General features: G+C 38.9%; 15 protein-coding genes. 1 reads left to right on the top strand and 14 read right to left on the bottom strand.

What is annotated here, in order from left to right; all coding sequences use genetic code 11:
- Nucleotides 1-5: 5 nt before the first annotated feature.
- The 10 genes from PK943_04865 to PK943_04820 all read right to left on the bottom strand — a co-directional run bounded on the left by PK943_04865 (nucleotide 6) and on the right by PK943_04820 (nucleotide 10,913).
- Nucleotides 6-1,283 (bottom strand): ankyrin repeat domain-containing protein, encoded by a 1,278-nt coding sequence (locus PK943_04865; protein ID HRN78548.1) that lies wholly within the window; start codon nucleotides 1,281-1,283, stop codon nucleotides 6-8.
- A gap of 45 nt (nucleotides 1,284-1,328) precedes the next feature.
- A complete protein-coding gene (locus PK943_04860; GenBank protein HRN78547.1) occupies nucleotides 1,329-2,699 on the bottom strand; it encodes an ankyrin repeat domain-containing protein in 1,371 nt (456 codons plus the stop codon).
- Nucleotides 2,700-2,747: 48 nt separating this feature from the next.
- A complete protein-coding gene (gene uvrB / locus PK943_04855) occupies nucleotides 2,748-4,709 on the bottom strand; it encodes an excinuclease ABC subunit UvrB (protein ID HRN78546.1) in 1,962 nt (653 codons plus the stop codon).
- A 105-nt stretch (nucleotides 4,710-4,814) separates the two neighbouring features.
- A complete protein-coding gene (locus PK943_04850) occupies nucleotides 4,815-5,966 on the bottom strand; it encodes a phospholipase D-like domain-containing protein (protein ID HRN78545.1) in 1,152 nt (383 codons plus the stop codon).
- A 222-nt stretch (nucleotides 5,967-6,188) separates the two neighbouring features.
- On the bottom strand, nucleotides 6,189-7,322 hold the full coding sequence (locus PK943_04845; GenBank protein ID HRN78544.1) for a glycosyltransferase: 1,134 nt from the start codon (nucleotides 7,320-7,322) through the stop codon (nucleotides 6,189-6,191).
- A gap of 46 nt (nucleotides 7,323-7,368) precedes the next feature.
- Nucleotides 7,369-8,103 (bottom strand): hypothetical protein, encoded by a 735-nt coding sequence (locus PK943_04840; protein ID HRN78543.1) that lies wholly within the window; start codon nucleotides 8,101-8,103, stop codon nucleotides 7,369-7,371.
- Between the two features lie 13 nt (nucleotides 8,104-8,116).
- The gene (locus PK943_04835; protein ID HRN78542.1) at nucleotides 8,117-8,776 is read right to left on the bottom strand and encodes a transaldolase family protein; all 660 of its coding nucleotides are present in this window, start codon (nucleotides 8,774-8,776) and stop codon (nucleotides 8,117-8,119) included.
- 14 nt (nucleotides 8,777-8,790) lie between these two features.
- Entirely contained in the window at nucleotides 8,791-9,225 is a 435-nt protein-coding gene (locus tag PK943_04830) for a DoxX family protein (GenBank protein ID HRN78541.1), read from the bottom strand.
- 1 nt (nucleotide 9,226) lies between these two features.
- Nucleotides 9,227-10,147, bottom strand: coding sequence for a non-homologous end-joining DNA ligase (ligD, locus tag PK943_04825; protein HRN78540.1), 921 nt, complete (start codon nucleotides 10,145-10,147; stop codon nucleotides 9,227-9,229).
- Nucleotides 10,140-10,913 carry a DNA polymerase ligase N-terminal domain-containing protein gene (locus PK943_04820; GenBank protein HRN78539.1) on the bottom strand — a complete coding sequence of 258 codons (774 nt, stop codon included), beginning with the start codon at nucleotides 10,911-10,913 and terminating at the stop codon, nucleotides 10,140-10,142. Before PK943_04820 ends, ligD begins: the two co-directional genes overlap by 8 nt.
- A gap of 105 nt (nucleotides 10,914-11,018) precedes the next feature.
- Between PK943_04820 and PK943_04815 the strand changes: the two genes are divergently transcribed.
- Nucleotides 11,019-11,561 (top strand): hypothetical protein, encoded by a 543-nt coding sequence (locus tag PK943_04815; GenBank protein HRN78538.1) that lies wholly within the window; start codon nucleotides 11,019-11,021, stop codon nucleotides 11,559-11,561.
- On the opposite strand, the gene PK943_04810 is transcribed toward PK943_04815, so the two are convergent.
- The 4 genes from PK943_04810 to leuS all read right to left on the bottom strand — a co-directional run bounded on the left by PK943_04810 (nucleotide 11,558) and on the right by leuS (nucleotide 15,219).
- Nucleotides 11,558-11,941, bottom strand: a complete 384-nt coding sequence (locus tag PK943_04810) for a hypothetical protein (protein ID HRN78537.1) — start codon at nucleotides 11,939-11,941, stop codon at nucleotides 11,558-11,560. The genes PK943_04815 and PK943_04810 overlap by 4 nt on opposite strands.
- A gap of 3 nt (nucleotides 11,942-11,944) precedes the next feature.
- Complete coding sequence (locus tag PK943_04805) at nucleotides 11,945-12,316, bottom strand: hypothetical protein (GenBank protein HRN78536.1); 372 nt, start codon at nucleotides 12,314-12,316, stop codon at nucleotides 11,945-11,947.
- A 47-nt stretch (nucleotides 12,317-12,363) separates the two neighbouring features.
- Nucleotides 12,364-12,687: a GIY-YIG nuclease family protein gene (locus tag PK943_04800; protein ID HRN78535.1), complete on the bottom strand. Its 324-nt coding sequence runs from the start codon at nucleotides 12,685-12,687 to the stop codon at nucleotides 12,364-12,366.
- 87 nt (nucleotides 12,688-12,774) lie between these two features.
- Complete coding sequence (leuS, locus tag PK943_04795) at nucleotides 12,775-15,219, bottom strand: leucine--tRNA ligase (GenBank protein ID HRN78534.1); 2,445 nt, start codon at nucleotides 15,217-15,219, stop codon at nucleotides 12,775-12,777.
- Nucleotides 15,220-15,265: the final 46 nt, after the last annotated feature.

Here is a 15,265-nt window from a genome sequence, read left to right as displayed (position 1 = left end):
ATTTTTCAAAAGAGGTACTCACACAACACCGCTCCTCCAGCTACTCCAATAATGAAACCTACCATAAGCTTGGATATACGATTATTACCACTCTCTAGTATATCTGCCATATCAGGATATCTATATTGAACCAAATCAACCGGTGTTTCACCTTGATTATTTCTTATATTCTTATCTGCTCCTGCTTGTAGCAATATTTCTGCGCCACGTCTATGGCGTAACATAATAGCTCTATGCAATGGCGTGTTTCCGTCATTATCCTTTGTATTTTTATCTGCTCCTGCTTGTAGCAATGTATGCATGCATGCTAAATAACTTTGCATGAGAGGTTCATAAGTAACATATATTACTGAGAATGGTTTATATAATGGTGTTTGTCCTGTATTGTCTTTTGCATCTTTATCTGCTCCTGCATCTAATAATGCCTGTACACACGTTACATTGCCATGAAAAGCTGCATGATGTAATGGTGTCCATTGGTTATTATCTCGTGCATCTTTATCTGCTCCCGCTTGCAATAATGATGGAATACTTTTGTGACCACTACACCATATGATTGCAGTATGTAAAGGAGTCTTCCCCTCACTATTTGTTACATTAACATTTACTCCATGCTTAAGTAATATCTGTAAACACGGAATTCTGCCCAATGCAGAATATAATATTGTTTCATCAGAAGGACCATTAGGTCTTACCTCAATATCCATATGTTCTGCTAATACATCTAACATTTGCTCATGACCAGCATCAATAGCCCAATACATGAGATAGTAATCCGTATCATGGTTTACCTGCAAAAACGCTCTAAGCCAACTAGTGCCTTGAGCACTTTTTTCTACCAATTTGTATAATGTATTTTTCCAATCTCGTGGTGAATAACTGAATTGTTCTTTTAACGCACCACCCATTAATTGCGCAGAAAGCAATTTATTGAAAAATGAGTTTGTAGCTCGTAAAGAAGCCAAGTCCTTGAGAGTTCTTGCTAATGTACCTTTTTGAAACATATCGCTTTCAGGTAAGCTTTGTAACGTTAATAATTTAATAATTTTTAACTCTTCAATATCATGTTCCACCAAAGGCTCATTTATGCGCAGTACAACTTCAAACCACATATCCCGTGGTAAGCCTAGAAACCATTCAGCCTGCTCATCTCCACCTGTTAGTTCAATTGACTCAATGTGTTGCTCTGATTGTTCTAATGATGCAGTATCATGAGTTCGCTTCATTGCGCTCAGTGTTGATATAACACATAATCCCATCATAAATATCTTGAAAGCATACATATTATTTATCCTTACGATTACTAACGACTCGGTGTCATATAAATTTTATGATTTATAATTTTCTATCATGTTCGCAAGCTCAATAAATCCAAGTTTCCTGGCTATATCTGTAGGTGTTCGTTTTAGCCAATTTTTTGCGTATGCATCTGCCCCTGCATCCAACAATGCTTGCACACTCGCTATATGACCACAAGTAGCTGCCAAATGCAATGACATTTCTTCATAACTATCTCTTGCATTCACCTCTGCTCCTGCATCTAACAATGCCTGTACACATGCTACATAACCACCTTTAGCCGCTACATGCAACGGTGTTATTTGATACCAATCGTCTACATGCACGTTTGCTTTTGCATTTACCTCTGCTCCTGCATCTAGCAATGCTTGCACACATGCTACATAACCACCTTTAATCGCTACATGTAATGGTGTCCATTGTTCATTATCTTTTGCGTTTTTATCTATTCCTGCATTCAGCAATACTTGTACACATGCTACATGTCCCACTTGAGCTGCTACATGTAACAGTGTTAAATAATTACCGTACCTTTTATCTTTATCTGCTCCCGCATCCAACAATGCCTGCACACATCCCGTACAACCATTAATAACCGCTACAAACAATGGCGTATTTAAACACCAATTTTCTGCATCCTTATTGGCTCCTGCATCCAACAATGCTTGCATACATACCACATAACCACTTTTAGCCGCTACATGCAATGGCGTCCATTTTTTTCTACTATCTTTTGTATTCACCTCTGCTCCTGCCTGCAGCAATTCTTGTACGCATGTTATATGGCCATTACTAACCGCTTGACATAATGGCGTCCATTGCTTACGACCTTCTCTTGCGTCCACCTCTACTCCTGCCTGTAACAATGCTTGTACACATGCTACATCGCCATTACTAGCCGCAAAATGTAATGGTGTATATTGAAGCAAATTCTTTGCATCTTTATCTGCTCCTATCTGTAGCAATTCTTGTACATAGACTGTATGCCCCCTTTGAGCTGCTTCATGTAATGGTGTTTTTTGCTCTTCATCTCGTGCATCTTTATTTGCTCCTGCCTGCAGCAATGCTTGTAACCAAATCATGGCTGCATTATTTTTCTCAATCACTACAAATAAAGATTTATTTAAAAGATGTTCCTCATAATTCACACTTTGTAATATCTTGCTCATTACGGGAACTGATAACAAATTATTAAAAAATCTACTGACATTTCGCATACAAGCTAATGTTTGTATCTGTTCATTTATATTTTTTTCTGCCAACGGATCTTGTAATCGAACCACAATTTCAAACCACATATCAGATGGTAATCCCACACACCACTCTGCTTGCCCGTCCATAGCACTCAGTATAAATACAGACATAACGCTCAATAAACTTGCTAATATTTTGATACGCATTGGTATTCTTTCTTTAAAAACCATATTTATAAACCACACCTTGCTTTATTACTGCTGCTTTTTCAATTCCTGCCACTCAGAGCGCAGGGCAATTGCGGTTTCAAAATCAAGGCGTTCGGCCGCATCCTGCATTTGTTTTTCGAGCATGGTAATACGTACAACAATAGCATCGCCGGATAATGCCTGCTCTTCTTTCTTCTTCTTTTTAGACTTAGATGCTTGCGCAATTAATGCCTGCATGTTGCTGATACTTTTGGTCACTTCACGCTTTACACTCACCGGAGTAATGTTATGTTTTTTATTATAATCTTGTTGCAGCTTTCTTCGGCGATTTGTTTCATCAATGGCAGCACGCATAGATTGTGTCATCTTGTCTGCATAAAAAACCACTTTTGAATCCATATTACGCGCCGCACGACCTACAATCTGAATGAGTGATCGTTTATCGCGCAAGAAACTTTCTACATCAGCATCCATAACTGCCACAAATGCAACCTCGGGCAAGTCTAGACCTTCCCGCAACAAGTTGACTCCTACCAAACAATCAAAAATACCCAATCGTAATTTCTGCAACAACTCGGTACGCTGTGGCGTTTTCAGATCACTATGTAAATAACATACTTTAATTTTTTGCTCTTCTAGATATTCAGCCAATTCTTCGGCTAACTTTTTAGTCAATACGGTCACTAAGGTACGGTATCCATTCGCCGATGTTGCTTTGATTTGTTCAACCAAATGATCAATCTGTCCCACCCTGCCGTGTACTTCTATCTGCGGATCAAGTAAACCGGTCGGCCGAATTAATTGCTCAACCGTTGTATCTGAGTTACGCAATTCATAATCACCCGGCGTTGCAGAAACAAATACTACATCATTGAAGTATTTTTCAATTTCTTCAAATTGCAATGGTCGATTATCATACGCAGATGGTAGTCTGAATCCAAAATCAATCAAAGCTTTTTTGCGCACTCGATCACCCGCATACATACCACGCAGTTGTGGAAGTGCTATATGCGACTCGTCAATAATTAATAAAAAATCTTTGGGAAAGAAATCAAATAAGCAGAATGGTGCTTCACCGGTAGCACGGCCGTCAAAATGCGATGAATAATTTTCAATACCTGCACAATGGCCAGTTTCTTGTATCATTTCAATATCATGCGCAATCCGTTTTTCTAGTCGTTCACGATACATAGGATTTGTTATCGTAGGTGCATATTCTTCAAGCTCTGCCTGTATACTTTTGATTGCGGCATCTTTGCTTTCTTGTGTAGTTACAAAATGTTTTGCAGGAAACACCAAGGTATTGTCTAAATTCATTAAAACATGGTTATTTTGCTTGCTCACCCATTGCAAACTTTCAATGGTGTTGCCAAATAACTCAATACGTAATTTTTCTTTTTGGTATGGCAAGTTAACTTCAATCGTATTACCCAATACTTGGAATGTACCAGAATCTTTAGCCACATCGTTACGTTTATATTGAATAAAAATAAGTTTACGCAACAAATCTGATCGGCTTATCTCTTGACCCACCTGGAGTGAAAACGCAAGATCACGATAATCATTTGGATTACCGAGTGAATAAATTGCAGAAACTGATGCTATCACAATCGTATCTGGACGGTTAATCAATGAAGCAGTCGTTTCTACCCGCAAACGTTCAATTTCGGTATTTATCTTGGTTTCTTTGGGAATATAAATATCTTGTGCCGGCAAGTATGATTCCGGTTGATAATAATCGTAGTAGCTAACAAAATAACAGACTTTATTTTCGGGGAAAAATAATGAGAATTCTTCATACAACTGCGCAGCCAATGTTTTATTGGGCGCCAAGACCAAGACCGGCTTGTTTTGCTGCGCAATAACATTGGCCATAGTATAGGTCTTGCCCGAACCGGTTACCCCGATGAGCGTTGACCTACCTGGTCTTCCTTTTTTTAACTTGGCAATGGCTTCCGGCTGGCTTCCTGCCGGTTGAAATGGTGCATGTAGTTTAAATAGACTCATAATTTTATTATTTAGTTTTATCCCTATACCCTAAACCTGCTGATGGGTTACCCTAGTTCGTTTGTGGGGCCCTTCATCAAGCTTTGAGCGAGTGGACAAGGTTTATTATTTTTTTTGTACGCGGCGCTTTTTAGTCGGTTGTTCTTGCTCATCTGATGTATCAAAGATTAACCGTTTTCTGGCCGGTTGGTAAGGCTTTGTCGATAATTGCTGGTGTTTATATGGCACACAGTGATGCTCAATATAATCATCAAATGCTTCTTTAAAATGTTGTGCTACCTGAGGGTTGGTAGAATATTCATCAACATTAAACTCTTGATCGCCTTGGGATGTTAAGTTTGCTGTTGAGTTAATAACAAGCGTATCATCACCATCAAAACGGAGCAAGAGCTTGCTATGTTGAATAGCACGCTTGAGGCCTTCTGGATCAAATACAAACACCGGTACCCCTGCGGCAGCTAGCTCATTTAATTGCTCATTACCTCCCCGCAGTGCCGAACCATTCACTATAACTTTAATCTCAACTCTCTGCTCATGCGCATTAATAAGTGCCCGAGTTACCGCGGGCGTATTCCAATTCATAGAAGAAATATATAACACTCGTTTTTGTTGCTTACTACGTGCCAATTTATCAATGCGTAACGCCTTGGATTCACTTAATCTATAACTCCGAGAGGTAAACAGCTGCAGACCACATGGAGTTTCTGCTACATGTAACTTTTCTTTCTTTTTTTCTGGCGTCTTCATATTTGCAAGGGATTGATGGTTTTCAAACTGCTGCATAAAGTAATCTGTGGCATCTTGAGTAGTGGTTGCTGCTTCAAAATTCTGATGAGCAAAGTAGGTTAAATTGCTTGAACCCATAAAGGTTGTTGTCTTGCCCGGAGAACCCAAGCGTGGATCCTTTTCACTAATTAGTATACGCTTCATATGCAAATGAGGCACTTGAGTAACCTGAATGCCCATTTCCCGCAATTGAGCTATAAAGCCTTTATTTTGAGAAAAACTACCCACATTCACCTCAATATAAGCACCATTCTCCTTTGCTTTGCGAATAGATTCCAAAATTTCACGATTGGTAAATACAAAGGCATCAATATTAATGAATTTGCCCTGTTCAATCGATTCTTGGACAGCTTTGAAGATATTTTGGCGATTATGCGAGACCAGGGCACAAATATCCGCTTCTTTCTCCATACCTGCGATAGGCATGTTCCCTAGAAAAAGAGCTAAAATAGCTATATTAACCTTATGCATCCCTGCGACCCCTAGCAATAAACACCTATCCCTAAATTATTACTTTAAGTATAGCAGAATATTGCTGGTTGATACAATGATATGAGTTCCGGGGAGAAGATTTGAGCTATTACTGTTCTAATCGAGGTCTTTTTTGGTGAAACAGATAGGAGAACTCCATTAGATGTTAATTTTAATATGAAAAGAATTACTTTAAATTAAGAGTTGAAACATTTTTATAAATCAAACCAAAATTTGTTCATAAAAACTAATGAGCTCTTGCACCAAGACATCAGGTTGGTATCTTTGGGCAGTTCCCCACGCACCTCTTCGAAGTCGATCGTGCATGTGAGCATCTGCTTGTATCTGGGTAATGCAGTCTGCCATCTGCTCACGGGTTGCCACCAAAAATCCATTATGAGCATCTTTTACAATGTCAGCCTGCCCAGGACCTGCAACAGCCACAACTGGCGTCTGGCATGCCATGGCTTCTGCCAGAACAAGCCCCTGCGTGTCTGTCGTTGATGCAAACAAAAATAGATCTGCTTGTCGATAGTACCGGATCAAGTCTTTATGTGGAGGTTTATGTACAAATTGCACAAACTGCTCTGAAAACCCGCATTGCCCATACGCATGGTGTTGTAATGCAGTTAACTCAGCCCCAAAACCAACTAGTTTTAGTTGATAGCGCCCATCCCCCGGTAATAATTTCATAACATCCAGTATAAATTGAATATTTTTTTCTTTCGTAAAGCGCCCAACATAGAGTAACTGAAATGGGCGTTGTGCAACTGGATTTATAGAAATATTCAGTTGTTGCACAAACATGTCTTGTAATCCGCTGGGAATAACACGTATAGGAGCGCGTACTCCTTGCGCATATAATACATCTGCAATTGCGTTACTTGGCGCAACAATAGCATCAACTTTATTGCAAAATGTGCGAACCATATGAGCAACCAATTGTTTGGTCACATATTGCGGTAGAGGTACATAGTGTGTATATGCTTCATACATAGTGTGATACGTAAATATGACAGGGATTTTATATTCCCTTGCAACACGTGCCGCACTCGCACCAAGTAAAAATGGATGGTGTACATGTACTATATCAGGTTTGAATAATTCTACATGTTTACGTATATGTTGCGTCACGAGTAATGGGACTGCCATATGATTGTTTTTGTACACAAATTTAACTGGACATGGCACACGTACTACATACGATGGATCATTATGCGTACTGCCTAAAAAATTTAATGTTATAATGCATACTTCATGTCCCGCACGCCGCAGCGCTTGTACCGTAGCATTAATCGAGCTGACAACACCGCCACTGTATGGTGTGTAATTATTAGTAACAAAAATTATACGCACGAGACATCCTAAATTTACGTATAGTATACCGTGCGCTCAAAGCTAATCAATGTACCATTAAATCTACTGCTTGAGTACGACAATCCAAACAACTGCAAACTTCAGTATCGCGTAGTTCTTTGTACACTAATGCGCTTAATACATATGCAGGAAACACACCATCAATTGATGCAGGATTATTGTACAAGGTCAATTTTTGCAATTTTCTGTTATTAAACAAAAAATGCTTAGGAAACGTATGCACATTATTATTATTCAAAAATAATACCTTTAATTCAGTGCAATTATGCAAAAATTGACGCGGTAGCAAATCAAATTTGTTATGTGATAATACAAGCCCTATCAAGCCAGTATTATTCTCCAAAAAATATTCAGGTAAGGTTTTCAATTGATTATGCGATAAATCCAGCCCTTCTAAAAGAAAGTTTTTTGCTAAAAAGTTTTTTGGCAATTTAGCAATTCTGTTACGCTGCAATAACAACCGTTCCAAGTTAGGACACGCATCCATAAACATAAGTGGTATCTTGGTAATTTTATTATTACTCAAATCAAAATCACGAATCATTGCGGGATTAATATTAAATTCCGTGATCAAATAATAAAAACCATCAAGACTCGTAATACCCATATTGCTCAAATCAATATCAATACATCTGCCACCTTCACGAATCCAAATGTGTTTGAGTGCAAAAATCTTTTGGCTATCAATTAAATCTTTTATTGAAACCGCATACAAACTATTGGTTACCCATATCAATAGAAACAGCATGTATTTATACATAGTTATTCCCACATTACGGAAACTGTTTAATACCCAATTTCTGCCAATCGGCATTAAACTGCGCCATCCCACGACCCGTCAGTACATGCGTATTAATTTCCTGAAACAATGCCGGTGGCATCGTAATCGCATCGGCACCAGCCATGATTGCATTGTGTATATGCTGCGCATGACGCATGGATGCTGCAAGTATTTGTGTTTCAAACCCATAGCAATCCACCATGTGACGGATATCAAATAACAACTGTGAACCATCTTCTTTATTATCATCCAAACGTCCCACAAATGGCGAGATATAACGGACACCAAGCTTGCACATCATCGCACTTTGCAACAATGAAAACACCAATGTAATATTAAGCGCTATACCTTCTTGCACAAGCTTATGAATAATACCGTAATAATCTGCGTGGCACGGAACTTTGACAACTATATTTTTTGCAAGCTTGGCAATAGCATGTGCTTGCTCATATACTTTATGCGGTTCTTGCTCGGTAACTTCAACACTTACTTCACCATGCTTGAGTATGTTGCAAATTTCTAATACTTGTTGCTTAGGATCGCCGCCTTCTTTGCTCAGGTGCGTTGGATTCGTGGTAACACCATTGATTAGGCCGGTCTGAGCATATGTTTTAATTGCTTCAATATGTGCCGTGTCCAAAAATATTTTCATCAGTAATTATCCTCTCAACGGCCAAACCAGAAATGATCCAATGAATAGGTACCACTACCGGCAATGGTAAGACCAACAAACACAAAAAGTAATGCTAATGGATGAGAAATGTATCCCCACGGATCACGTTTGCCAACATGATACAGCACCGCAACGAGCATAGTAAAAGCCAAAAATGGGCTTACAAGGCGTGTACCTAATCCAAGCGTCAAGCAAACACCGCCAACAAACTCCGCCAGCATAGCCATAATTCCCCAGAATAAAGGAGCAAACGTAATACCCAGATACTTCATTTGCTCACCAGTCCATGCGAGCTCTTGCATGCCACGCGCTATTTTTAAAGAGCCATGTTTTACAAATATAAGCCCAATCGCTATACGTATAACACACAATCCAAGATCTTGCGCCCAGTTGTTTTGTTGGACAATAATTTTTATCACTTCGATCACCTTAATCTCCTTTTATTTTTTTTAATTTTTTACGCGCATTCGTTAACGTTTGTGTATGTTTGTTTATGATATGCCATGGGTCCTTTTTTTTGCTCAATCTACTGAATATATTCTTGATGGTAAATTTTTGTGCTGATGATAAACCAACTAATTCATTCCACTCAATGGGTGTTGCTATTGGTGCACCCTCCTTTGCACGTACTGAATATGGCGCTACCCCATGATGCCCATAATCATTACGTAGTGTGTCTAAGAAAATTCTGTTACCACGTTTGTTTTTGCGTATTTCACGTGTTAACTTATCTGGATATTGTTCAACCAAATACTGCGCAATTTCCTGCGCAAAATTTTTTACCCGTGCATATGATTCTACTGGCTTGAGTGGCACAACTACGTGCAGACCACGTGAACCGGTGGTCATCACAAACACCGTAAGCTCCAAATCATCTAATAATTTTTTGATTGTCTTTGCAGTCCATTTGACTAGCGTAAACGATGCTTTACCCGATGGGTCAAGATCAAAAATCATACGATCAGGATAATTAAGCTTTGATACCCTACTTAACCAAATATGTTGCTCAATCGATGCTTGATTTGCAATGTACACAAGCGTTGCATCATGGTTACATAACACATAAGCAGTCGTACCACCTTGTGATTTTTTTATGGCAATACTTTTAATCCAACTTGGGAAATAATCCGGTATATCTTTTTGGTAAAATCCTTCGGTCGCAATACCATCGGGAAATCTACGCATAGTCAAAGGACGATCTTTAACATATGGAATCATAACAGGCGCAATACGATCATAATAATTAATCAGATCACCTTTGGTAATCTTGCTTTTGGGAAATAAAATTTTATCTTCGTTGCTTAATTCTATTATGTATTTGCCAACATTTATACTTTGCTTGTTACTCATTTTTTTTCTTTTTCTTTTTTTTCTCTGCAGTATTCCTTTTTGTCTTGCTCGCCGTAGCTTTGGCAGAGTGAGAAACCTTCAAAGCAGCATCTTTTTTTATTTGCACCATCGTGCGTCCGGTTTTTACCGATTTGTTTGCATCTTTGTAGGGTTGTTTGCGATCGGTTGCATATTCATCGCGCATTTTAATAAGCAACCAACGCTTATCAGATGGATCTTTACCAATTTTTACCAAGGCAAACCCACCATATACTTTCTTCCCTTTTAAAAAAACCTCTATTTGTCCGTCTTTAAAACTTTGTTTGATTGGTGATGTTTTTTTATTTGCTGGTTTTTTTATATCGCGAAAGGTTCCTTTATCCCACACCATTACCACACCTGCACCATATAGGCCCGCTGGAATCACTCCTTCAAAAGTGGCATACTTCATGGGATGATCTTCGGTCAACATAGCAAGACGTTTATCTTTTGTATTCATGGACGGTCCTTTTGGCACTGCCCATGACTTGAGTACACCATCAATTGCCAAGCGCAGATCATAATGCAAATGGCTCGCTGCATGCTTTTGTATTACAAAAATATTTTTTGATTTTTTTGCAACTTTAGCTTTTGGTTCTGGTGATTTTTTCAAATCACGTTTTTTTTTATATTCTTTTAACGGTTCTTGCACTCGTGGCATAGCTTCCTTTCCAAACAACAAACACACAGCAGCTATGCAAACACCATACTTAAATATGGTTTGATTCGTAAATAGTTTGTTATACATCCACCCTCCCCTCACTTTAAACAATCGCATTCTTGCACTAAGTAGTTGCTCCCTTCGCAGACCATGTTATAGTAGGTACTGTTTACTTTACCAAGGAGAATATCTATGTACGCAACAAAAAAATCGTTTATTTTATGTCTTTTATTAAGTGCATCATGCATACCATCTTATTCTATGGACTGCACAAATACCTATACCGATGAAGAAATGGAAAATAGATCTGGATTATATGATCTTGATGCACCTATCCAACGTGCTTCTTGCTTATCACGCATATGCACATGGAAACATGTTTGCACGTATGGTGCACCAATTATCACCATAGCTGGCAGCACAGCCATCGCAAGTATATTAGTATACCAATGGATGAATCCAACCATCAGTGCTGCACAAGAAGATCTTACGTTGGCACGTACCGTCATGCAGGATATGCCAGAGCTTATTGATAACGCAAAAACACTTATGCACAAAACAAATATTTTCCTCGATAAAGCAATACAATTGGTAGATCAAGCGAACGAGGCAGCACCCGGTGCAAAAAGTATTATCGAGCAAGTAGAAGTATGGTATCCATATGTAGATTATGCCATACATAAATTTATTAATGTTACTGAAATGATAGAACATTTATTTGGCAAACATCTTTAGCCGCATCTGCATATATATGTATAGTACACATGTGATACCATGCAAACACCACACACAATAAATAAACAGAATTTGACGGGAACCGGACAGTCGTCCAAGCAGTCTCTGTTAGGCGGGTTCGGTAAAAGTGACCTTACCCATTCTTCAAAAGTATTAACTACGAGCTCGCTTCGGCACACCCAACACCGTTGCCCCAATTGCACGTGCCGTGCACGGCATTGGCCACAAATAGCATAGTGCGCAGGATGATTATTAGCGCACGGAATACGGCCAAGATTATCTTCTGCGTAACAAAAAAGACAATGCCTATCTTCCTGCTGCAGTTGCATTGCATACGATGTTTGCATCACACATAATAAAATCAAACAGATATACTTCATATGTTATGTATTGCATCCGCAAATTTTATTCGAAAACAATTCATACATATATAGCGCTGCTTGTTTACATGCATTTGCAAAACTTGGTTTTGTAACAATTAATTGAGACCTGCAAAGTGGGCACGTACCTGTTTGCTTTCTGCATAAATCTAAACATACATCACATATTTTATCCGTATGGTTTATCACACTTGCACATGCAATTTGATGTACTTCTTTTTCTTCCATACAAATACAGCACTCTTCTACGACCATAATTGGCAATTGATCATAGCTGGGTTTTCGCACAATGGTATGCCCACTGCGCCACTGCATTGGATAAATTAAATTTGAAAAACATCCTATGGTAATAAAAATTAAAATCATATATTTCATAGTATTACCCTTTTTTATGATTAATATAATGAAACTTCTCTATCCGCTCATCCTGAACTTGTTGAAGGATTTAGCGGAATATTTTTAGATTTTTGGATGCTATTTAATCTTTTAATTTCTTGCCAATCTTCTTGCATCAGCGCTTCTTTTTTTTTACGAGACCATCCCTTAATTTGCCGTTCTGCAAAAAAAGCATCATCTCGAGTAGCAAGCATATCCACAAAAACAAGCTCTACCGGTCTACGCTTATAGGTGTAACATGTCTTTATAAGGCCATGTTGATGTTCATATAATCTCTTATCCATATCATCTGTATGGCCTGTGTAATAAGAACCATCCTTACACTTTAATATATAAACATAAAACCCCATAAATTATCCTTATAAGGAATCCCGCTTAACCCTTCAACTATGTTCAGGGCGAGCGGGAAAAATCAATCTATTAAAATTATATTTTAATCACTTAACTACAAAATTAATCAAGCGATCTTTTACAAACACTACTTTAACTACCTCTTTATTTTCAAGCCACTTAAGTATTACATGCTTTGCAGCATCTTCAACAACCGCTTGTTCCGCTCCACGTGGTACTAATATATTAGCTCGCATCTTGCCGTTTACTTGCACAATTATAGATGCCTCATCTTCAACAACCAAAGCTGCATCATATGTTGGCCATGTACAATCACGCAACTGTTTATGCAATAAATTGTTGATCAACTCACTCGCCATATGTGGAGCAAGGACTGAAAGCGATACTACTATTTTTTCCAGCGAATCATTACTAAGTTGCATAGTATGTGCGGTCAAATCATTAAGCAGCTCCATAAAGGCAGACACTGCCGTATTTGGCTTGAAGCGCTCAAGACGCTCTTGATACTCTTTCAAAAATTTGTGCACCCGCTTGGTTGTCAATTCATCTTCATCATCAGTGCGATTAGCCGGGTTAGTCAGATACGTCCACAGGCGATTTAAAAATCCTTTAATACCCTTGAGGCCATTATCTTGCCACTCACAATCAAGTTCTGGCGGTCCCATGAATAACATATACATACGCAATGCATCAGAACCAAATTCTTCCACCATTTCATCCGGACTGACTACATTGCCTTTTGATTTGGACATTTTTTCTACTTGACCGGACTTATCTGAATATTTGAGTACCATACCCTGATTAAATAGATGAGTAAATGGTTCATTAAACGACAAAAATCCAAGATCGTACAACACTTTGACATAAAAACGTGCATACAACAAATGCAAAATTGCATGTTCAATGCCGCCAACATATAAATCAACCGGCAGCCAATAGTTCATGTCTTTCATGTCCCAAGGCTTGTCGTGCAAATGCGGATTTGGATAGCGCAAGAAATACCAACATGATCCTGCCCATTGTGGCATGGTATTTGTTTCTCGCTTTGCATTGCCACCACATTGTGGACAGGTAGTATTAACCCATTCAGTAATTGCAGCTAATGGCGATTCACCAGTCCCCGTTGGTTGATAATTATCTACGTCTGGCAATTCAACCGGCAACTGATCCTCTGGAACCGGTACAATACCACATGTAGCACAATGAATTAATGGAATTGGTTCACCCCAGTATCGCTGACGAGAAAAAACCCAATCACGTAATTTATAATTAATGGTACGCACTGCTACACCTTGCGTTACCAAATATTCAATAATTTTGTCTCGGCCTTCTGTTTTTGCGTGCAGTCCATTAAACGGCCCGCTGTTAATAAGCGGTGCCCCAGAAGTAGCATATTCAACAACCGCAATCACATCATTATTTGCATCAGTCTTCATGCCCTCAATAGCAACAACTTGTGGACGCGGTAAATCAAACTGCTTTGCAAATTCAAAATCACGTTCATCATGACCCGGCACACCCATAACGATACCAGTTCCATAATCAGGCAATACGTAATTTGCAATATATACAGGAATCATTTCTTTGGTTGCAGGATTTTCTGCATATGCACCAGAAAACACACCTGTTTTTTCTTTATCAAGCATACGCTCAGATGAACTAAGTGTTTTAGTTAAATTCTGATAAGATTCAATTTCTTCTCGTTGTTCTTCGATCAATAATTTTTCTACGAGTGGATGCTCAGGCGCAACCGCAATAAAACTCACCCCATATATAGTTTCTGGGCACGTGGTGTATACCGGCATATCTATTTTTTGCCCATCAAGATCTGTAGCTTTGAAAATAATTTCTGCACCTTCACTTTTGCCAATCCAGTTACGCTGCATCGTTTTGACTTTTTCTGGCCAGTCAAGTGTATCAAGTCCTGCAAGTAACTTGTCGGCATAGTCGGTAATTTTGAGCATCCATTGGCGAATATTTTTTTGCACAACTGCCGTGCCACAACGCTCACATGCGCCATTAACTACTTCTTCATTGGCAAGTCCCGTCAAACATGATGGGCACCAATTGATTGGAACCACCGCTTCATACGCTAGTCCGGCCTTGAACATTTGTAAAAAAATCCATTGTGTCCATTTATAATAATCCGGATCAGTCGTATTTACTTCTTTGTCCCAATCATACAACGCAGCAATTTGTTTGAGCTGTTTTTTAAAGTTCGCAATATTTTGCGCTGTGCTTGTTTGAGGATGAATACCTTTTTTGATTGCATCATTTTCTGCAGGTAGCCCAAATGCATCCCACCCCATCGGATGCAATACATTATATCCTTCTAACCATTTAATACGCGCATATACATCAGAAAGCACATACCCACGCCAGTGCCCCACATGCAACCCGGAACCTGACGGATACGGGAACATATCTAAGCAATAATATTTTTTTCCTGTACCTGTTGGTTGTGTCTGTGCGGGATGAGCTTCCCACAGCTTTTGCCATTTGCGCTCGAGGGTTTTGAAATCATAACTCATGGGGCTTCCTTTACCGAACCATTAACTTGTGTTAGTATCGAAATCT

Source organism: Candidatus Dependentiae bacterium (genome assembly GCA_035445995.1).
Classification (GTDB): domain Bacteria; phylum Babelota; class Babeliae; order Babelales; family Vermiphilaceae; genus DAOMRS01.
The sequence above is the reverse complement of the archived record's forward strand: the minus strand, read 5'-3'. Positions and strand labels throughout refer to the sequence as shown.

Bases quoted from the DNA above. Each gene is read 5' to 3' on its own strand.
- PK943_04865 (HRN78548.1), bottom strand. From the start codon at position 1,283: ATGTATGCTTTCAAGATATTTATGATGGGATTATGTGTTATATCAACA.
- PK943_04860 (HRN78547.1), bottom strand. From the start codon at position 2,699: ATGCGTATCAAAATATTAGCAAGTTTATTGAGCGTTATGTCTGTATTT.
- uvrB (HRN78546.1), bottom strand. From the start codon at position 4,709: ATGAGTCTATTTAAACTACATGCACCATTTCAACCGGCAGGAAGCCAG.
- PK943_04850 (HRN78545.1), bottom strand. From the start codon at position 5,966: ATGCATAAGGTTAATATAGCTATTTTAGCTCTTTTTCTAGGGAACATG.
- PK943_04840 (HRN78543.1), bottom strand. From the start codon at position 8,103: ATGTATAAATACATGCTGTTTCTATTGATATGGGTAACCAATAGTTTG.
- PK943_04835 (HRN78542.1), bottom strand. From the start codon at position 8,776: ATGAAAATATTTTTGGACACGGCACATATTGAAGCAATTAAAACATAT.
- ligD (HRN78540.1), bottom strand. From the start codon at position 10,147: ATGAGTAACAAGCAAAGTATAAATGTTGGCAAATACATAATAGAATTA.
- PK943_04820 (HRN78539.1), bottom strand. From the start codon at position 10,913: ATGTATAACAAACTATTTACGAATCAAACCATATTTAAGTATGGTGTT.
- PK943_04815 (HRN78538.1), top strand. From the start codon at position 11,019: ATGTACGCAACAAAAAAATCGTTTATTTTATGTCTTTTATTAAGTGCA.
- PK943_04810 (HRN78537.1), bottom strand. From the start codon at position 11,941: ATGAAGTATATCTGTTTGATTTTATTATGTGTGATGCAAACATCGTAT.
- PK943_04805 (HRN78536.1), bottom strand. From the start codon at position 12,316: ATGAAATATATGATTTTAATTTTTATTACCATAGGATGTTTTTCAAAT.
- PK943_04800 (HRN78535.1), bottom strand. From the start codon at position 12,687: ATGGGGTTTTATGTTTATATATTAAAGTGTAAGGATGGTTCTTATTAC.
- leuS (HRN78534.1), bottom strand. From the start codon at position 15,219: ATGAGTTATGATTTCAAAACCCTCGAGCGCAAATGGCAAAAGCTGTGG.